20 protein-coding genes are annotated in these 18,808 nt (G+C 40.9%); 10 read left to right on the top strand and 10 right to left on the bottom strand.

Annotated features, from left to right (window positions below; all coding sequences use genetic code 11):
- Positions 1-489 precede the first annotated feature (489 nt).
- The 4 genes from WKU33_RS12945 to WKU33_RS12930 all read left to right on the top strand — a co-directional run bounded on the left by WKU33_RS12945 (position 490) and on the right by WKU33_RS12930 (position 3,142).
- Positions 490-1,215, top strand: coding sequence for an alpha/beta hydrolase (locus WKU33_RS12945; protein WP_340455009.1), 726 nt, complete (start codon positions 490-492; stop codon positions 1,213-1,215).
- 155 nt (positions 1,216-1,370) lie between these two features.
- A complete protein-coding gene (locus WKU33_RS12940) occupies positions 1,371-1,883 on the top strand; it encodes a YjcG family protein (RefSeq protein WP_188859136.1) in 513 nt (170 codons plus the stop codon).
- A 4-nt stretch (positions 1,884-1,887) separates the two neighbouring features.
- On the top strand, positions 1,888-2,316 hold the full coding sequence (locus tag WKU33_RS12935) for a GNAT family N-acetyltransferase (protein ID WP_188859134.1): 429 nt from the start codon (positions 1,888-1,890) through the stop codon (positions 2,314-2,316).
- 121 nt (positions 2,317-2,437) lie between these two features.
- Positions 2,438-3,142, top strand: a complete 705-nt coding sequence (locus WKU33_RS12930) for a DUF421 domain-containing protein (protein ID WP_188859132.1) — start codon at positions 2,438-2,440, stop codon at positions 3,140-3,142.
- A gap of 22 nt (positions 3,143-3,164) precedes the next feature.
- Here WKU33_RS12930 and WKU33_RS12925 read toward each other — a convergent pair whose 3' ends face one another.
- Positions 3,165-3,422 carry a hypothetical protein gene (locus tag WKU33_RS12925; RefSeq protein ID WP_156858097.1) on the bottom strand — a complete coding sequence of 86 codons (258 nt, stop codon included), beginning with the start codon at positions 3,420-3,422 and terminating at the stop codon, positions 3,165-3,167.
- 203 nt (positions 3,423-3,625) lie between these two features.
- Here WKU33_RS12925 and WKU33_RS12920 point away from each other — a divergent pair, with 203 nt between their 5' ends.
- Positions 3,626-4,105 (top strand): CotY/CotZ family spore coat protein, encoded by a 480-nt coding sequence (locus WKU33_RS12920; RefSeq protein WP_156858098.1) that lies wholly within the window; start codon positions 3,626-3,628, stop codon positions 4,103-4,105.
- Positions 4,106-4,490: 385 nt separating this feature from the next.
- Here the strand turns inward: WKU33_RS12920 and WKU33_RS12915 are convergent, their stop codons facing one another.
- Both WKU33_RS12915 and mgtE read right to left on the bottom strand, forming a co-directional pair.
- Positions 4,491-4,937, bottom strand: a complete 447-nt coding sequence (locus WKU33_RS12915; RefSeq protein WP_340455005.1) for a CotO family spore coat protein — start codon at positions 4,935-4,937, stop codon at positions 4,491-4,493.
- A gap of 546 nt (positions 4,938-5,483) precedes the next feature.
- Positions 5,484-6,869, bottom strand: coding sequence for a magnesium transporter (gene mgtE, locus WKU33_RS12910; RefSeq protein ID WP_156854542.1), 1,386 nt, complete (start codon positions 6,867-6,869; stop codon positions 5,484-5,486).
- Positions 6,870-7,000: 131 nt separating this feature from the next.
- On the opposite strand from mgtE, the gene prpE reads away from it, so the two are divergent.
- Positions 7,001-7,741 (top strand): bis(5'-nucleosyl)-tetraphosphatase PrpE, encoded by a 741-nt coding sequence (gene prpE, locus WKU33_RS12905; protein WP_156854994.1) that lies wholly within the window; start codon positions 7,001-7,003, stop codon positions 7,739-7,741.
- On the opposite strand, the gene WKU33_RS12900 is transcribed toward prpE, so the two are convergent.
- From WKU33_RS12900 to WKU33_RS12890, 3 genes are read right to left on the bottom strand one after another with little or no spacing between them, the layout of a single operon-like run.
- Positions 7,738-8,628, bottom strand: a complete 891-nt coding sequence (locus tag WKU33_RS12900) for an RluA family pseudouridine synthase (RefSeq protein ID WP_340455003.1) — start codon at positions 8,626-8,628, stop codon at positions 7,738-7,740. The two genes, prpE and WKU33_RS12900, sit on opposite strands and share 4 nt — an antisense overlap.
- 16 nt (positions 8,629-8,644) lie before the next feature.
- Positions 8,645-9,463 (bottom strand): NAD kinase, encoded by an 819-nt coding sequence (locus WKU33_RS12895; protein WP_156854546.1) that lies wholly within the window; start codon positions 9,461-9,463, stop codon positions 8,645-8,647.
- A gap of 30 nt (positions 9,464-9,493) precedes the next feature.
- On the bottom strand, positions 9,494-10,102 hold the full coding sequence (locus WKU33_RS12890) for a GTP pyrophosphokinase (RefSeq protein WP_156854548.1): 609 nt from the start codon (positions 10,100-10,102) through the stop codon (positions 9,494-9,496).
- A 135-nt stretch (positions 10,103-10,237) separates the two neighbouring features.
- Between WKU33_RS12890 and WKU33_RS12885 the strand changes: the two genes are divergently transcribed.
- From WKU33_RS12885 to WKU33_RS12870, 4 genes are all read left to right on the top strand, one after another.
- Entirely contained in the window at positions 10,238-10,825 is a 588-nt protein-coding gene (locus WKU33_RS12885; protein ID WP_340454999.1) for a CYTH domain-containing protein, read from the top strand.
- A gap of 95 nt (positions 10,826-10,920) precedes the next feature.
- Positions 10,921-11,307, top strand: coding sequence for a globin domain-containing protein (locus WKU33_RS12880; RefSeq protein ID WP_340454998.1), 387 nt, complete (start codon positions 10,921-10,923; stop codon positions 11,305-11,307).
- 18 nt (positions 11,308-11,325) lie between these two features.
- Positions 11,326-12,186: a DsbA family protein gene (locus WKU33_RS12875; RefSeq protein WP_188859123.1), complete on the top strand. Its 861-nt coding sequence runs from the start codon at positions 11,326-11,328 to the stop codon at positions 12,184-12,186.
- Between the two features lie 1,113 nt (positions 12,187-13,299).
- Positions 13,300-13,479: a hypothetical protein gene (locus WKU33_RS12870; RefSeq protein WP_156854556.1), complete on the top strand. Its 180-nt coding sequence runs from the start codon at positions 13,300-13,302 to the stop codon at positions 13,477-13,479.
- A gap of 36 nt (positions 13,480-13,515) precedes the next feature.
- Here the strand turns inward: WKU33_RS12870 and pepF are convergent, their stop codons facing one another.
- The 4 genes from pepF to spxA all read right to left on the bottom strand — a co-directional run bounded on the left by pepF (position 13,516) and on the right by spxA (position 18,544).
- A complete protein-coding gene (pepF, locus tag WKU33_RS12865) occupies positions 13,516-15,324 on the bottom strand; it encodes an oligoendopeptidase F (protein WP_340454996.1) in 1,809 nt (602 codons plus the stop codon).
- Between the two features lie 105 nt (positions 15,325-15,429).
- A complete protein-coding gene (locus WKU33_RS12860) occupies positions 15,430-16,605 on the bottom strand; it encodes a competence protein CoiA (RefSeq protein ID WP_188859119.1) in 1,176 nt (391 codons plus the stop codon).
- 98 nt (positions 16,606-16,703) lie between these two features.
- Positions 16,704-17,387 (bottom strand): adaptor protein MecA, encoded by a 684-nt coding sequence (gene mecA, locus WKU33_RS12855; protein WP_188859117.1) that lies wholly within the window; start codon positions 17,385-17,387, stop codon positions 16,704-16,706.
- 761 nt (positions 17,388-18,148) lie between these two features.
- Positions 18,149-18,544 (bottom strand): transcriptional regulator SpxA, encoded by a 396-nt coding sequence (gene spxA / locus WKU33_RS12850; protein WP_156854564.1) that lies wholly within the window; start codon positions 18,542-18,544, stop codon positions 18,149-18,151.
- Positions 18,545-18,808 lie beyond the last annotated feature (264 nt).

Here is an 18,808-nt window from a genome sequence, read left to right as displayed (position 1 = left end):
CAACTTCCTCCTGGAGGTCCGCAGTCCAGACACCTCTCGCTTTCCGCAGGCGGCTGGTGAGCCTCCTCGTACGCTTTGCGTACTGCGGGGTCTCACCTATGCCTTTCCTCCTGCAGGAGTCTCGAGGTGTCTGGACTGCTCCGAGGGGAAAGCCAAATTTGGAACACTATTTTTCATTTTAGGAATAGAACGCTGATCTTAGGGTGATAGTTTCCATTCATAATAATCATCCCTACCAGTTCAGTTTCCCGGAGGACGGTGACTCCTGCGGGAAAGCGGAGACGATGAGACCCCGCAGGAAGTGCTTTTCTTCCGAGGAGGCTCAGCGCGGAGCCCGCGGAAAGCATCCGTCCTCCGGGAAACTGAACGGCGATTAGAGCGCCAAATTAAATGAACGAGCAAAACACTTACGCTGAATGAAAGCATGAGTCAGTGTTTCTTTTTTCAAATGCGAAGGTTGAGTTAAAATACATACAAGGGGTGGAAGCATTGGCGAGAAAAGGTAAAATGATCGACAAAGAAATTGAGAGTAAGTATCTAGATGAAACAAAAGTATTAAAAATCTATTATCCAGAAAGCTTTTCAGACTTATACAAGTACAACATTTGCATCATGTTTGACGGAGACGACTACTATCAAATGGGCCGGATTGCAACGTATAGTGACCGGCTGCATGAAGACTATGAACTGACAAACACGATATTTGTCGGAATCCACTATAAAGATGCGGAAGATAGGCGACGGAAATACCATCCGAACGGTAACGAATACGATGCATTTACGAAATTTGTCGTTAAGGAAGTTGTACCATTACTCGATGATCTGCTCCCTACCTATCATATGGGGAAATCGCGTATTTTGATGGGTGACTCCCTTGCTGGAACATTTTCGTTACTAACCGCCCTACGATACCCAAATACATTCGGTAAGGTGATTCTGCAATCCCCTTTCATCGATGAAGCGGTGATGGAACAAGTGAAACAGGCGAAAGACCATGCCGCACTTGATATCTATCACACAATCGGTGAGAAAGAAAATGAGGCGAAACTGACAGATGGAAGGACAGTAGACCAACTTACACCTAACCGTGAACTGCGGGACTTTTTAGAAGCAGGCAACAGCAATTATTTTTACTATGAGTTAGAAGATGGCGAGCATACGTGGAAATATTGGCAGAAAGATATGATCCGTGCATTAACAACGACGATCGACTAAAGAAAAAGACGGCAGCGCCAATAATTTCCATCTACTTTGTTAACTTTCTGAAACAAAAGTAGCATAATTTACTAAGTTTGTTATAATTAAAAATAAAATCATCATCCTACATGTACTCGACTCGAACAAACAACTATTAAACGGGAGGTTTTATGATGAACTTTGGAATCGCTTTTTTTCCGTCAAAAGAAATTCAAGATGCTGCCAACTCATATAGAAAACGTTATGACCCACGTTACACGCTCATCCCGCCTCATATTACGTTAAAGGACAGCTTTAAGATTGAGGATGGAAAGCTGGATGAGGTTATCACTGAGTTGCAACGAATCGCAATGGAAACCGAACCTTTCCCGATTCACATTACAAAGGTAAGCTCCTTTGAGCCGGTGACAAATACGATTTATTTTAAAGTGGAAAAGACTGATGAAATCATAAAACTAGAAGAAAAACTACACAGTGGAAAATTTGAAGATACCCGCAAGCATCCATTCGTACCACATGTTACGTTAGCACAGGACCTAACCCATGTGGAATTTACGGATATCCTCGGGAGACTCAATATGGAAAATCATAAATATGAGGATACGTTTGATCGTTTCCAATTATTGTACCAATTAGATAATGGCCAATGGACGGTCCATGAAACATTTGTACTCGGAAGGGAATAATGGAATGGAAATACGGAAAGTGACATCACAGAAAGAACGAGATGACGCAATTTATGTGCGTATGATTGTGTTTGTGAAGGAGCAGCATGTTCCTGAAGATGAAGAACTTGATCAATATGATGAAACAGCTATTCACTTTGTTGGTTATGTTCAGGATGAACCAGTTGCTGCGAGCAGGCTTCGCTATGTAGATGAATACGGCAAGCTGGAACGAATTTGTGTACGAAAAGAATTTCGTGGTAAACACTTCGGTAAAATGCTAATGGAGGAAATGGAACGACAACTTCAGCAAGACGGCTACATGAAAGCTAAATTAAATGCTCAAACCCACGCAATCGGATTTTATGAAGACCAAGGGTACGAAAAGCTATCAGAAAATGTTTTTATGGATGCCGGGATTCCCCACGTAGCAATGATAAAAGAATTTGAATGAAGAAATAAACCGTATGGGAGCATGCGGTTTATTTTTTTGTCCTCTTCCCATTCGATAGACTTTCCTCGAATAAAATACGAGTTTACGGTTAAACTATACTCGTTGATTGGAGGAGATTGCTATGTCTAGCTATGCCGAGATGTTCTTTGATCTTGTCTTTGGCTTCTTTTCCTTATTCGCCTTGACGAAAATTCTTGGTAAAACACAAATATCCCAAATTACAGCATTTGATTTTATTTCTGCGATTGTCCTTGGTGAATTAATAGGAAATGCCCTTTTTGATGATAAAATTGGCATTCCTCATATCGGATTTGTCGTCATTGTCTGGGGTGGTTTAATGTATACGACGGAATATATAACCCAGCGCTTCAAGGGTTCGCGTTACCTGTTGGAAGGAAGCCCGGAAATCGTAATTTACAACGGTAAGCTTATCCGTGACGTGATGAAGAAGAATAAATTGGACGTCAATCAATTGAAACATATGTTACGAGCGAAGGATATCTTCTCCATGGATCAAGTGGAATATGCGATTCTCGAAGCGAACGGAACAGTCTCGGTATTACGGAAATCGGATTACCAAACACCGACAAGGAAAGATATGAAGCTTGCGGCTCAACCGGTTCAACTTCCGATTTCATTAATTAATGATGGTGAAATTATTTATGATAATCTCAAGGAAAGGAATCTTACAGAAGATTGGCTGCTTGAGGAACTGAGGAAACAGAATTACAAGTTGGAAGACATTTTTCACGCGGAGTATGAAAAAGGTAAAGATATCCAATTATATCCGATTCATAATCGGAACCATGAAAAATGGGATGTTTAATAATTATTAAACATCCCGTTTTTTAGATTATTTCACTGAACCTTCTTCCTTTCCCTGTTAACTCTGCATAGGTCTCTTCTACTGTTTGCTGATGTTGTGGTGTGTTTGTTTTATAATTGCTCGGAAGTAATCGTTCGTATTCACTGGATATTTCTTCATGTTTTCTTTCCAGTACCGGGCGAAAACTGGCACTCACCGGTGATACAGCTAATTTATCTGTACTTATCCGTTCCTGATAATTAATGTATTGATATCGATCAATCGGCATAATGTAGCCCATCAGCTTCCCCCTCCCCCTTTAATCTTTCCATCTTATGATAATGCTTCGTAAATCAATGTTGAATTATGGCGGTAGTTCTATTATTCTATACCCTTTATTCTGAAAAGTATGCCCACTTTAGATAGTAATTTGCCCACACCAACCATCCATTTGCACATATGTTATTACAGAAAGTGATTAATTTGTGAAAGGAGTAATGATGTATGAGCTGTGGTTGTGGAAAAGATTTTGACACAGGGAGCTGTGTTATCGACGTATTGAAAGAAATAGAGAGAGCACAGAGAGATGTAGTGGAAAATCACTGTAGCACTAGTTGTGAACGCTCCATCAATGACCTACTTGGGGAGTCAGATCATGGCAGAGGTTTAGACACCGTCCCAATCATTTTATATTGTGAAGACGGGTGTAAGCCATTTAAAGGATTTGGAGCAGACCGCAAGCGGGAAGATAAAATTGGTCCAATTGTTGCAAGCTTCATTTTCCGTGTGAAAAGCATCGATAAAAATGACTGTGCAGTTTTAGAGTTGTTATTAGCTCATGAACAGCCATGTGGCTACAATGATTTGAAAGATCCAACCGAGCAGAAAACGAAAAATTTACAAGCTACCGGGATTTGCATTACGGTCGACTTGCATTGTTTCTGCCATGTCACTTGTCTTCCAGCAATCAGCGTATTCCATTAAGCTTTATAAGTTAAGCGCCCAGATGATGAATGGGGTTCCCTCATTTTGGGCGCCTATCTTTTTTTATTTGCTTGTGGTATTTATCACGTATTAACGGTCTGTAATACCCCACTTCTAAACATGAGGGAAAACCAAATGTTAAGGTGGGGGTTATACAGGCCGTAAATACCTGATTCTGTTCAACTAACATTCAGTGGGGAGGGAAGGAATTCCCCACTGAATGAAGTTTCACTTTAGCACGCATTAACGGTCTGTAATACCCCAACCTCTAAACATGAGGGAAGCCCAATATGTGAAGGTGGAGGATAAACAGTCCGTAAATCCTTGATTCTGTTCAACATTCAGTGGGGCAGGGAAGGAAACCCTCACTGAATGAAGCTTCACTTTATAAGCTGAGCAGCCGGATTCGTTCGATTTCTTCACGGGAAATTTCCAGTCTTCTCCTTCCACTTCGGATTGTTACTACGCCATCCAGATAATTTAACACTACCCCCCTATAGCTTCGTTGATTGGTTCTAATCTCACAAACTATTCGTGGCGCATAGGAAGGTTTATCCGTTAAGTAAACCAACTGCTCTTCTACCGTCATTTCTTGGAAGTTTTTATTCTTTATTTGTTCCGTGTCTTCCGATTCGCTTTCATCTGTCTCTGAGTTATGATTATAGACTGGTGACATTTTTTTAATCCGACCGGGACTGGGTGGCTTTCCTTCTGCACTTTCTGGCTTCATTTTGGATGACCGATAGTACTGTTGCATGTTTGCATTAATCTTCTCCGTACGGGTTTGATGAATATATAACAATGGATCCTTGGCATACCGTTCCTTATCCAAAATCCCTCTCCCCTTTGTTTTAAATTTTCATATTCAGTATATGCGAGAACCGCCCAGCCGTGTGTGAGTAAAATGGGATACATATACTGACCTGTTTACCCGAATAAACTCTACATAGAATTAACCGGCACTCCCCTGTCTGAGCCCACTATCAATTTCTAAAAGGGGAACAAATTAATCTGCTATTAAGCATAATCATTTATTATGCCTTAGGTCTTCCTAATTCAGATAAGAAAAGAGGAGTAAACACAGTAAAACCTGGAGATTTTTTAGGAGTATTGTAGAAAAATTCCCTCTTGTTAGGGAATATGGACTTCTTGGTACGGGAGCGTTGAGAGAGGTCTTGGTTTTCCACAAGGTCCATGGCTTTTGACCAATTTTTTTAATCAGAAAGGTGAGATAACGTTCGTCTACTTGAACCAAAGATATTGGCCCCGGTAATGAAATAAAGGAGGGAAGAAACACTCCCCCCTTTTTTCGATTTAAAAATTAAAAACTGCGCCCGCGAAATGAATCGCATACTTAACCTGTAAGGAGCCTTTGTTCTTACACCAAGTACGACATGAAGGATGTTGCCATGCCGAAGTAAATCAGGATTGATGTGATATCGTTCAACGTCGTAATGAAAGGGCCGGATGCGACAGCCGGATCAATCTTTAGCCGATCCATGAGTATTGGAATAAATGCCCCTGCTATCGTCGCTACAATTAAGGACGCAAAAATCGACACCCCGACAAGTAATCCTAAAACGAGATTCTGTTGCCAGATAAAGATGACAATAGCAAGGATTACACCAGAAACACCTCCCGTAATCATCCCTGTTCCAAGTTCGCGCAGCAGCCACTTAAATTTCCCTTGCTTTCCAAAGTTTCCTGTTGCAAGACCACGCACTGCAACCGCTAGAGACTGTGTTCCGGTATTACCTGCCATCCCAGCAATTAACGGAATGAATATTGCAAGAACTGCAACCTGTTCCAGTGTTTCTTCAAACTGTCCGATAAGACTTGCTGTGAACAGACCAAGAAATAAAAGTATAATAAGCCACGGCAATCGTTTCTTCGCTGCTTCAAATGGTGTGTCTGTGTGGTGTTCGCCATCGGCTACCCCAGCAAGCTTGGAATAGTCTTCACTCGCTTCCTCATCCACTACATCTAAAATATCATCAACTGTAATAATCCCGATAAGGTGATTTTGAAAATCTACAACCGGTACAGCAAGAAAATCGTAATCCATAAACAATTGTGCAACTTCCTCTTGGTTTTTGCCGGCAGAGACAGTGATGACCCACTCACTCATTACATCTTTAATCAATGCATCGTAATCGGAAACAATCAAATCACGAATTGAGAGCACTCCAACAATTTTCTTCGCTTCATCCACAACATATAAATAATAAATCATTTCAGCATCAGGCGCTTCTTCTTTCAGCAGTTTCATGACCTGTTCGACAGTTTGTGTATCATACAAGGCGATAAACTCCGTCGTCATAATACTACCGGCAGTTTTTTCCTCATAATTTAAAAGGAGTTTAATTTCTTCGGCGGATTCCTGGTCCATGAGCGTCAGGAAGCTTGCAACTTCATCTTTTTCCAATAAACTTAGAATATCGACCGCATCGTCCACCGGAAGTTCGGTCATAATGGCGCCGGAATACTGTGGGTCCATTTCTGTAAAGTACTCTAGCGTTTCTTCAAAATCCATACTCTCGATAATCTCAGCAAATTCCGCTGGAGATAAATAGCCGTAAATCCAACGCCTGAGCTCTACAGGCTGTTCCCTGAAAAAACTTGCCTGTTCATACGTATGCATATCAAGAAAGTCTTCCCGGAAGCCTTTAATATCGTCTTCTTCAAGAGATATTTGTAATTTATTAAAGCGGGCTTGGTAGTTTTCCTGCTTTTCTGCTTCGTATCTCTCTAATGATTCGCTCATGTTCACCAATCCTTTCCTGCAAACCTCTCCATTTATATCTTTCCACGAATAAAAATAAAAAAACGAAGAGAATAAAGTCTTATTAATATCGGTCATGTTGTGTACAATAGTTCTTAAAGGAGGCACGAATGATGAAAATTGATTGTATTGGTGATGTGCACGGCTGCATCGATGAGCTGCACAATCTTTTCCAAAGTTTAGGTTACCATTATGATAATCAAGTTTTCAAGCATCCCGGTGGCCGAGTTCCTGTTTTTCTCGGTGATTTAACTGACCGTGGCCCGAATTCGCTTGCGGTAATCCGTCTTGTCTATCGTATGGTTATTACGGAAAAAATCGCTCGCTATGTGCCCGGAAATCATTGTAATAAACTGTACCGCTTCTTTCTAGGGAATAATGTCCAACAAACGCATGGACTGGAGACAACGGTTCAGGAATTCGAGTCGCTAAGTAAAGATGAAAAGCAGCACATTCGCAAACAGTTCATGACTTTATACGAACAAGCCCCGCTCTATCTCGAAATCCCTGAACTGAATGCCGTTATCTGTCATGCCGGAATAAAGGAAGAATACATCGGTCGTACGGATAAACGGGTGAAGACTTTTGTTCTCTACGGGGACATTACCGGCGAATCCGACGAAAAGGGCAGACCAATTCGACGTGATTGGGCAAAACACTATCACGGAAAACGCTGGATTATTTATGGACATACCCCTGTTAAGGAGCCAAGAATTGTCAATCATACGATAAATATTGATACTGGCTGTGTATTCGGGAATGCACTTTCGGCCTATCAGCTTCCCGAAAAAAATTTAGTTTCCGTTCGTTCCCAACAACCTTTGAACGAAGACAAGTTTCGTACATTCGATTAATCGTTTGATAATTGCTTTATTGCCTGCTCCATATCTTCTGGTAAGCGAGCATTCGTTGTATGAAGCTTCCTTGTAAATGGGTGCAAGAAACTAATTTCATGGCAATGGAGAGCCTGACGATTTAAGTAGTCTTTTTTCCCACCATATAAATCATCCCCTAGTAAAGGGTGGTGAATATGTGAAAAATGGACCCGAATCTGATGGGTTCTCCCTGTTTCAAGTTCCACTTCCAAAAGTGTATGCTCATCCATCCGTTGTTTCACTTTATAGTGACTCACTGCCGGCTTCCCTATCTCTGTGACAACGCGTTCCACAATAGAACCAGGCTTCCTTCCGATCGGCGCGTTAATTTTCCCTTCATCCTCTGCCATCTCACCTTCTACAATCGCCAAATACTTCCGCTTAATTGTGAATTGCTGTTGACTTTTTGCTAGCAAGCTATGGCTCAGTCGGTCTTTTGCAATGAGTAATAAACCGGAAGTATCTTTATCCAGTCTTGTGACAACATGGATTGTATGAGGATTTCCGATTTTTTCATAATGGGCAAGCACCCCATTTGCAACAGTGCCCGATTTATATTTTGGCGAGGGAAGTGTTGGCATCCCTGCCGGTTTATTTATGACTAGTACCGCTTCATCTTCATATACAATGGAAAGTTCAAGTGATTCGGGAAAAAGCCATTTACTCACAGGCTCTGGGGGAAGCTTTACCTCCAAGACATCTCCCGCTTGCAGTTGCCCCCTTACCGTCTGCTTTACCCCATTCAGCAAAATATTCCCCTCAGCAGATTTTGCCGCAATTAAAATCCGTCTAGAAAACCCGCCCACTTGCTGCAAAAAGTCACGGATTAACATGCCTGCCTGTTCTTCCTTAATTATCCATTTCATTTAAATAATTGCCTCTCTATTCTCCAAACCTTTGATTTCCCTCAGAAACGAAAGAATCACGCACCCGGTTCCAGAATGGAAACTGTCTGAACCTTGCAAAACGTACTTTTTCCTTGGCAACCCGGCACTGAATTGATTTCACATCTGTATACGTGTTCGTATAATGATCAATCGAAATTAGAAAGCTGCTATCACGCATCGGACGCAGCATACAGGTATGATGTTGCGGTAAAATAAGCGGTGAGCCGATCGTTCGGAACACCCGATTATTTATCGACGCCATCTCCGTTAACTGAATCGCTTCAAATGAAGGATGGATAATTGCACCACCAAGCGCTTTATTATAAGCAGTACTTCCTGACGGTGTAGATATGCAAATACCATCCCCACGGAATGTTTCAAAATGCTCACCCTTAATCTCAACATCGAGAACAACGGAAGATCCATCCGCTGTTTTGATCATGACTTCATTTAGTGCAAGTAACCGGTCCTCTTTTTCTCCGGTTTTGGAGCGGATAATGACTTCAAGGAGCGGGTACTCCACCGTTTGAAATGGCGTCTTCGCAATTTCAATGATTAATTTCTCCAGTTCATCCGGTGTGTAATCGGCATAGAAGCCAAGATGCCCTGTGTGTACACCAATAAAAGCAGTTTCCTTCAATCTGTGGTGGTAACGGTGGAATGCTTCCAGGAATGTACCATCTCCTCCGACCGATATTACAAGTTCAGGTTCTTCTTTACTATATTCCAAATCAAATTCTGTTAAATATTGCTTCATTGTTGCTTTAATTGTTTTGGAGCGATGATCGTCCCTTGAAACAATTACAAATTTCACTTTTCCTCCCCCTTACATACGAGTGCCTGATTACAACCGGTGGAAAATCCGATTCGCCTCTTGAATTTCACTTTTGATTTTTGACATCTCTTCGTCGAGATTAAAAGCTGCTTCTGCTGCAAGCTGTAAACGTTTTTGAATTTTTTCAGGTATTCTTCCTTTATATTTATAATTTAAGGAGTGCTCATTCGTCGCCCAGAAGTTCATGGCAAGTGTACGGATTTGAATTTCCGCAGTTACGAGCTTTCTTCCGTGAATCGTTTCGGTAGGATATTGAATAATCATATGAAAGGATCGGTATCCACTGCTTTTCTTACTTTTTATATAATCGATTTCCTCAAGAATTGTAAAATCGCTTCTTTCACGTAACATGTCGACTACGGTATAAATATCATCGACAAATTGGCAAACAACACGGATTCCCGCAATATCTTGAATTTCATCTGCTATCTGGTCCAGCGGCACTTGTCTTCTCTCCGCCTTTTCCAGGATACTCGGGATTGGCTTCACCCTTGCTGTAATAAATTCAATCGGTGAGTGCCTTGATTCATGTTCAAATTGTTTGCGCATCCCTTTTAATTTCACTTTTAATTCTTCAACTACCTGTTCATAAGGAGCCAGGATTACTTCCCAATTCACAGTCACCACTCCTCTTTCCGTTTGAGTATGTACCTAGTCTATTTTAACACATGCAGAGAAAAAGGCTATTCATTGCATATTACTTGAGAAATTGCCATAATCAATTATAATCACTTTACAACGGAGGCATTTCGAGTGGCACAGGAAATTGAAATTGAATTTAAGAATTTATTGACGAAAGCTGAATTTGATACGTTACTGGAAACATTCCCCTTCCCTAAGGAACCCTTCAAACAAACGAACCATTATTTTGAAACTGAAGATCTGAGGTTGAAGAAGCAACGCAGTGCCTTAAGGATCAGAGAGAAAAACGGGGAGTTTACATTAACATTAAAGGAACCATTCGGTGATGGATTGCTGGAGACACATGATAAATTATCGCAAAAGGAAGCTGCAAGTTGGCTAAACGGGAAACCAGTAGCAAAAGCGAATACCGGAAAACAGCTGAAGCAGTTGGGAATCGAATTCAGAGATTTAAAATACTTTGGTGACCTGACAACCGAACGCCGTGAATATGAAAATAAAGACACCCTTTACGTGCTTGATTACAGTATGTATAACAATCAAGATGATTATGAATTTGAACTGGAAGCGAAAAACCGTGCTGAAGGTGAAAAGGTGTTTAAATGGATACTGGAAACAAATCATATTCCCTTGCGGCAGACACCGAACAAGATTGAACGGTTCTTTATGAATTTGCAGAATCTCGATGGAAGACATTAGGTGATAAGTAAATATTCACTATCATAAATCACATTTGTTGCTCATATACTAAAGCCCTGCTACAATAATGAAAAACAAAATTAGGAGAAATCCATATGCAGGACATTAGACACCGCTCCATTTACGACGCAATAGGCGGCTATAGTGAAATTGAGAAAATAGTTGATAGTTTTTACGCACGAGTAGCAAAACATCCGTTACTCATTCCGATTTTCCCGGAAGATTTGACGGAGACAGCAAGAAAGCAAAAATTGTTTCTCACCCAGTTCTTTGGCGGACCTCGACTTTACGAAGTGGAAAGAGGTCACCCGATGATGCGCAGAAGGCATCTCCCCTTCCCCATTACACCAAGCAGGCGTGATGCCTGGCTGGATTGTATGAAAGAGGCACTGGAAGAAGCAGGTATCGATGAGCCTTATCGGACGATTATTTTTGAGAAATTAACGATGACAGCTAATCACATGATGAATACACCAGAATAAAGGAAAGGAGGACTTGATGTGAGCTGGCAGCAGCCTGAGTTATTGAGTATGAATCACTCTAATCCATCAGCAACATATCATGATTCGGATTCTGTCCAAAAGCCTGTAGAAATTTATCTGTTTTTGGATCCTTTTTCCGCAGATTGCTGGTCTCTCCAGTTTTATTTAAGGAAACTAACATTGGAATATGGCAGATTTTTCACCGTGCGAGTGATTGTAAATAGCCGCTTTTCTTTAGTGAACAGGCAACAGGTACACGCTCCCTTCGCAAATCATGCAGAAATGGTAAGTGAAAGTAGTGAACGCTATCCAGTCACACATCCACTGATTACCTCCCTCGCCATTAAGGCATCTGAGTTGCAGGGAAAGCGGGCAGGGAAAGAGTTTTTACAAAAGTTGCAAGAAAAGCTGTTTATCGAGCGCTTGAACATTTCCGAGTTAGATGTACTGTTCTCTTGTGCAGAGGAAACAAAATTAGATATGCAGGAATTTGAGAAAGACATTGTTTCTCCATCGGCAAAAAGGGCCTATCAATGTGATTTGCGCCTTACGAATGAAATGGACGTCGATGCGATGCCGACAATGGTATTCTTTAATCAGACGGTGGAAGAGCATGGAATAAAAGTTTCCGGACTATATCCTTATGAAATATATGAGCTTGTTTTAAGCGAAATCTTACAATATCACCCGATTCCATCCACGAAACCGTCACTAGAAGAATTGGTTAGCCGTTCAACAATTATCGGCACCCAAGAAATCTCTATTATTTATGACTGGTCAGAAACAAAAACATTAAGTGAAATGAAGAAATTACAATTAAAGCAACTAGTAGAAAAAGTTGAAGCAGATAACGAAATCTACTGGAAACCAAAAATTTGACGGACTAACCATTAGTCGGTCTATTTTTTTGGGTTCGGGACATGGGGTCAGAGGAACTGTCCCACTTGGATTGGGACAGACCCTCTGACCCCATGTCCCAAAAATAGACAAAAAAATAAAGGATATACGGGGCAGCGTATATCCTTATTCCGTCTTTGTATGAATACAAAGGGGGGATGGGAGAAAGTTTCATGATCAAACAAAAGGGGTTTTTGTTTGTTTCAACTTATGTATATATCATAACAACTCATTATCGATTTGACAATACTTTTGTGTGATAGTTCACAAAAAGTTCAAATTCTGGACATTTTATGCCCGGGGTGGTTTTTTTCGTCCCTCTCTTAAAAATGAGAACAAAGGCGGAAGCACCCTCGCAGGTTAAAAACGCGATTCGTTACGCAACACCTGGGACTGCGATTACTCCTCCCACCGAGGAGCGTTTGCACTAGCACATCCAGTAGTCGCAGCAACGTACAAACTGTGCCTCCCAGGATGGGAGGTAGTTCGATGTTGCCCCATACGTGAGCGAACTTAATCGAACTTCCTTTTTACCGGAATGAGATAAAGGAAACGTGCCCCTTTAGGGGTAGACGTGAGTTGGGCTTTAGCCCGTATTTAAGCGGCCCTCCTTTAGTTTTGAGTTGATGCCCGCTTTCACCACAAGGGTATAAGGGCAACTAGGCCTCACAAAGACCGCTCGGCAAGTCTTCTTTATCGATTGGAGGAGTGTGAAGTTTGGGACTGCGCACTGCTCGTCCCACCAAAAGATCTGCTAGTTGCTAGGCGCAGAGCGGACGTGGCTAGCCCTGGGTCCCTAAGTTATCACTGCATTTTTATTTTATAGTTTCTTATACAACAAAAAAATAGAGAATATACGGGGCAGCGTACATTCTCTAAATTCCGTCTTTGTATGAATACAAAGGGGATGGGAGAAAGTTTCATGATCAAACAAAAGGGGTTTGTTTGCTTCAACTTACAATTATATATTAACAGGTATTTTTTCAATGCGCAAGATATATGTTCAAGTTTTCACAAATTGTTCAATAATATTTACGTTTATCCGGTATATTTACGTTCCTGCTTCATATTTTATACTAAACGAGGGGGATGCTTATGAACCATTTGTATCCGGTTTTGTTTTTTATTTTAACGGTGCTTGCTTTATTTATTAACATGATTGGTTTAATGCGATTGATTCCTTTATTCTTGACGTTGCCATTGTTATTTATTTCAATTTATTTCATGCTTTATTCAATCTTGCACCGCAAAAAAGCATATCGGCGAATGCGGTGAATAAGGGAGCGGTTATGCAACCAGCTCCCTTTCCCATTACCCTAATAGATTTTCTAAATCCTTAAGCTTTTCTTCAAATACATCAAGTGCATCGGAAATCGGCTGTTTGGAGTTCATGTCAACGCCGGCTTTTTTCAACACTTCGATTGGATAATCGCTGCTACCCGCTTTTAAAAAGTCAGTATAGCGTTCGACTGCTGGTTCCCCTTCTTCTAAAATCTGCTTTGCAAGTGAAGTCGCCGCTGAATAACCGGTTGCATATTGATAAACATAATAATTGTAATAGAAGTGAGGGATTCTTGCCCACTCGAGCCCAATCTCCTCATCACTTACTACCGCTGGACCATAATACTTCTTATTCAAGTCGTAATAAATCTCAGTCAGTCTATCTGCAGTAAGTGCTTCCCCGTTCTGGGCCCGGACATGAATGTCATGCTCAAACTCCGCGAACATTGTCTGGCGGAATACGGTGCCTCGGAAACCTTCCAGGAAATGATTCAGAATATACATTTTCTCTTTTTCATCTTCCAAATTTTCCAGTAGATAATCATTCAGCAACGCTTCGTTTGTCGTGGAAGCTACTTCAGCTACGAAAATTGAGTAGTTTCCATAACGGAAGGGCTGATGTTTTCGTGTATAATAGCTATGCACCGAATGGCCAAGTTCATGAGCAAGCGTAAATGTATTATTGATATTATCTTGCCAGTTCATTAAAATGTATGGATTCGTTCCATACGTACCGGAGGAATAAGCACCACTCCTCTTCCCTTTATTCTCTTCCACGTCAATCCAGCGATTCTCAAACGCCTCTTTTAAAATTTGCTGATAATCGCTACCGAGCGGCTCCAGTCCTTTAGCGACATATTCTTTCGCTTTCTCATATGGAACTTTCATATCGACATCTGTCACTAACGGTGTATAAAGGTCATACATATGCAGTTCATCGACACCGAGAATCTTCTTCCGCAATTCCACGTATCGATGTAATAAAGGCAGACGCTCATTCACTGCCTCTACTAGATTATCATATACTTCTTCAGGGATATGATTGCTCGAGAGTGCTGCTTGTCTTGCTGAATCATAATTACGTACCTTCGCATAGAAATTATCTTTCTTTATATTTCCACCTAACGTAGCTGAAAAGGTATTTTTAAATTTACCATATGTTTCATACATCGCCATAAATGCATCTTTACGAACTCGGCGATCTTTTGATTCAAGGAAGATTGAATATCTGCCATGGGTCACATCAACCTCTTCCCCGTTCTCATTCTTAATCGCCGGGAATGTAAGATCCGCATTGTTTAGCATACCAAATGCTTGTTCACCCGTTCCTAGAGCTTCACCAGCCTCTGCTAGCAATGCTTCCTCCTTTTCACTCAGCACATGCGGACGGCGCTTCGCAATATCTGTTAATACTTTTTCGTAAAGCTTTAGTTCTTCCTTCTCCCGCAAAAATTCATCCAGCTTGCCTTCATCCATCGCAAGGATCTCTGGAACGATATAGCTCATTGCACTGGAAGCTTTCGTAAGCAGCATTTCCGCCTCGGCATTCAGCCCCTGATAAAAGGAATTTGTCGTATCCTGATCATAACGCATATGAGCGTATGTATATAATTTGCCAAGCCGACTGGAGAGGTCATCCTGCAGTTTCAATAATTCATATAACGTATCAGCTGACGAAGCTAACTTTCCTTGATACGTTTCAATTTCCGGCAGGTCTTCTGTAAGTTGTGCATGTTCCTTTTTCCAATCCTCATCGCTCGCAAAAATATCTTCCAGTCGCCAAGTCCGTTCAACTGGAACCTCACTTCTTGATTTCAATTCTTTCGTCGTATTTGACATCAAATTTCCTCCTTTATATCTGCTTACTATACTAATTCTAGAAAATTATAGAAAACCCCTTCTTTTAGTATAACGAATTAATGGGTTATCATGCTCGAATAATGTTTATTTGTTCTGAAAAAGTTCTGTAATAAAATCGCCGTCTTCTATTATAGCTAGCTCAAGTCGCTCGGGTAGATCGATGTCTGTCAACTTTTCGAAAGTATCAGTATTGGTTCTCCGTAAGAGGCCTGCTGAACAAAGAAGTGTAAGATATTCGCGGACGGGTTGTGCTGGAGACTTAATCAAGGGGAAATATTCACAGGGGAATAAATAATGTTGAACTAGATAATTGCACGCTTTCGTCGTAATTATAGATCCGATCGGCCTTGGTGCAATCACTTCGAACAGAATCCAACTCTGCCAAATCCAACCGGGTAGCTTCATACGATAAGCTCCGGAAACGGGAAGATGAACAAATGAAGGTAGCTTTTCAAAATGCAAACCTTTCCTATATAGCCAGTGATGCCACTTCCGCTCCTCTCCAAACAGCTTACCCCACCTTCTTAAGCGGAAATATTTCTTTTCCCGTTTCCAAATCGTTATAAAATGATAATCCGGTAAAAATTCTTTTGCAAGCAGTTCGGGAAACGTCATTGTTTCAAGCCGTTTTACTGTTAGTTTTCCTAGTGCACGGTTCTTATTCGTAAAAGTAAAGTCTTGGAATTTAATGAGATCACAAGTGAAGGGACAGTAGTAGAAAAGACTTAAAGGATAAGCTGAGGTAAATTGATGGATGAGCGTTCTCGTAAAGGAATCAATCCGTAGCGCCTGTTTTCCTTTTCGCTTTAATAATATTTCTCCGAGAATCCAGATAACGGGGACGCCAATTTCTTTGTATCCATTGGTTCGTTCAATGATTTCCTCATTGGATATTCTAGAACATTGGTACTCTAGCACGATTCTGCGTTCACCGTGATGGAGCAGTATATCTGGTCGCTGATTAATTTCCGGCATATATGCTTCAAGCTCTACACTAAGACCTTGACGAAGGAGCCATTCATATAATTGCAGTTTCCCTTGTTCATGATAAGCGCCTTCCCCTCCTCCCCGGGACGGACAATTCACGTTTGCTGTGTGGGCAAAATGGGCAACTACTTTCTCACCTACCCGCAAGATGACCTTTTCATCGCAAACCGGGCAATAAAACGACTCTTCTCCTGCCCTTAATTGCAAAAGCTCACTTTTCGGGTACAGAGCAGGTATAATATATTTTCCACTTTTTAATCTTGCTTGCAGCATGCAAACACCTCCATGCTCGCTATATTCGACAAATAACAATAAATTCCTGCTTTTAAGCAGATCTTTTCCGATAAAAAATAGACATCCTGTCCAGATGTCTATTTTTCTCTTGGAAAGTATTTTCTTATTTCAGCAAACGTGTTTTCCTCGATTATTATTTTCCCGTATTCTTCAAGTACATGTAAGGAGATATCAGAGTTCGTTGCGAATTCATGGATTTTACTCATAAGGTTCGTCTGAATATCGTCATCATCCAGAACCTCGATGCCAAACTGTACGTAAAGATAGTACGCACCTTCATAATGGTAGAGTGTTTCTTCTTGGATTTCATAGTCATGCTTCATCAAATGACTAAGCTGGATAACATCTTCAAAATCGGCAAACTTCACGATGACCCACAGTCTCTCTTCATGGAATCCAGGATTGTCATCCACATTGTCTGCACTCTTTCCGAATGTGTCTTCAAGGATATCATCAATATCCTCTTCCCCGTTCAATTCAAGGTCATCATCATCAAGTTCGTATGCCTCATCATGTTTAGAAATCTTGGCTTTCGTAACGATAATTTCCAGACCTTTTTCCATCGCTTGCACTTGAATCCAGAGCGGGCCATCCGGACTAAAGTCTTCTTTCTGATTCACTTCATCCATCATATGCCAGAATAATTGTTCACTGCGTTCTCTGTTGTACCAAATGTCTTCCCTCTTATAGCCTAAATCTTCAATATCCAGATACGAAATATAAAACTTAATCGTATTTTCGTTTATTCTTTCTATTTCCATTCTTCTACTCTCCCTTCAAGCGAAGATTTGAATCTATTAAAATAATATGCGTACGGACTGTTTAGCTAAGAAAAGTGTGTTCCTCCTTAACTTATAGCTATTGTATGATAAAGTATGGCGGTTTGGAAATGAATATGCCTATAATTAAATGTTTATTCTAAAGCAGTTTGAACAATTTGTCACGCATTTTCTTTTAATCATCACAACATCCAGCTCCAGAGCCCAGCGACTAACGGATTTTCTTCACCTCAGGACGCGGTAAAGAAGCCTTGCCGATTGGTTAAGACATGAAGCTTAGCTGCACTTATGCCTAAGTAGTAAAAATCAACATCGCTCCCTTTGCCTCCTATAGGTAAAATAGGAAGTTCGATTAACAACGCTCTCATTGTGGCAACATCGAACTACCTTACGTCCTAGATGGCCCGGTCCGTACGTTGCTGCGACTACTGGATGTGCTAGTACAAACGCTCCTCAGTGGGACGAGTAATCGCAGTCCCAGGCGTTGCGAAACGAATCACGTACTTAGTCTGTAAGGGCGCCTCTGCTTAAGATAAAGTGAAACTTCATTCAGTGGGACGTTCCTTTCCTCCCCACTGAATGTTAGTTGAACAGAATCAGGAATTTACGGACTGTTTATCCCCTACCTTCATATGTTGGACTTCCCTCATGTTTAGAGGTGGGGGATTACAGACCGTTAATACGTGATAAATAAAAGCACAAGACGTTGTACTTAGTCCTGTGCTTTAAATGTATAAATTCCTTTAGTTTACCATTCGTTGTGCTTCCTTTAATTGGAATGTACGAACGGTTCTAGGAAGAAATCGTCTGATTTCATCTTCATTATATCCAACCTGAAGCCGTTTTTCATCAAGGATAATCGGTCTTCTTAACAAGCCGGGATTTTTTTGAATGAGATCAAACAAATCCTGCATTGGTAATTGATCAATATTTACATCTAACTTCTGGAATACTTTTGAACGTGTCGAGATGATTTCATCTGTCCCATCTTCCGTCATCCGCAAAATTCCTTTTATTTCTTCAATTGTTAGCGGTTCCGAAAAAATATTTCGCTCCTTGAACGGAATGTTATGTTCTTCCAACCAAGCTTTAGCTTTTCTGCAGGACGTGCAACTTGGTGAGGTATAAAGTGTTACCATGTACTTCACTCCTCAATATTTATTTCTATCGGTACGCAAGCATTGGTTAAACTTATTTCTCATTCTTATATTAAAATAAGTTTAAATAAAACCCTTTTATAGTATACTACATTTCCCTTTAAAAAAGTAGGGGGTAATCACGATTATTTGTAGATTTCCAATTCGCCCGCATAAACGACTGTCTACTCGGTATTGTACCCGAACTGTTTTCAATTAAACCCTTTAATCCCTAGTTAATTGAAAAAACCGGGACACGATCTCTGA

Origin of the sequence: Oceanobacillus sp. HCA-5259 (assembly GCF_037892815.1) — a bacterium.
Taxonomy (GTDB): Bacteria; Bacillota; Bacilli; order Bacillales; family Amphibacillaceae; genus Oceanobacillus; species Oceanobacillus indicireducens.
Note: the sequence above shows the minus strand (reverse complement) of the source record. Positions and strands in the feature narration are given on the sequence as shown.

Excerpts from the sequence above, each read along its gene's own strand:
- WKU33_RS12870 (WP_156854556.1), top strand. The coding sequence starts at position 13,300 with ATGAACCATTTGTATCCGGTTTTGTTTTTTATTTTAACGGTGCTTGCT.
- WKU33_RS12930 (WP_188859132.1), top strand. The coding sequence starts at position 2,438 with ATGTCTAGCTATGCCGAGATGTTCTTTGATCTTGTCTTTGGCTTCTTT.
- WKU33_RS12880 (WP_340454998.1), top strand. The coding sequence starts at position 10,921 with ATGCAGGACATTAGACACCGCTCCATTTACGACGCAATAGGCGGCTAT.
- pepF (WP_340454996.1), bottom strand. The coding sequence starts at position 15,324 with ATGTCAAATACGACGAAAGAATTGAAATCAAGAAGTGAGGTTCCAGTT.
- mecA (WP_188859117.1), bottom strand. The coding sequence starts at position 17,387 with ATGGAAATAGAAAGAATAAACGAAAATACGATTAAGTTTTATATTTCG.
- WKU33_RS12920 (WP_156858098.1), top strand. The coding sequence starts at position 3,626 with ATGAGCTGTGGTTGTGGAAAAGATTTTGACACAGGGAGCTGTGTTATC.
- mgtE (WP_156854542.1), bottom strand. The coding sequence starts at position 6,869 with ATGAGCGAATCATTAGAGAGATACGAAGCAGAAAAGCAGGAAAACTAC.
- prpE (WP_156854994.1), top strand. The coding sequence starts at position 7,001 with ATGAAAATTGATTGTATTGGTGATGTGCACGGCTGCATCGATGAGCTG.
- WKU33_RS12860 (WP_188859119.1), bottom strand. The coding sequence starts at position 16,605 with ATGCTGCAAGCAAGATTAAAAAGTGGAAAATATATTATACCTGCTCTG.
- spxA (WP_156854564.1), bottom strand. The coding sequence starts at position 18,544 with ATGGTAACACTTTATACCTCACCAAGTTGCACGTCCTGCAGAAAAGCT.
- WKU33_RS12925 (WP_156858097.1), bottom strand. The coding sequence starts at position 3,422 with ATGGGCTACATTATGCCGATTGATCGATATCAATACATTAATTATCAG.
- WKU33_RS12935 (WP_188859134.1), top strand. The coding sequence starts at position 1,888 with ATGGAAATACGGAAAGTGACATCACAGAAAGAACGAGATGACGCAATT.
- WKU33_RS12900 (WP_340455003.1), bottom strand. The coding sequence starts at position 8,628 with ATGAAATGGATAATTAAGGAAGAACAGGCAGGCATGTTAATCCGTGAC.
- WKU33_RS12940 (WP_188859136.1), top strand. The coding sequence starts at position 1,371 with ATGAACTTTGGAATCGCTTTTTTTCCGTCAAAAGAAATTCAAGATGCT.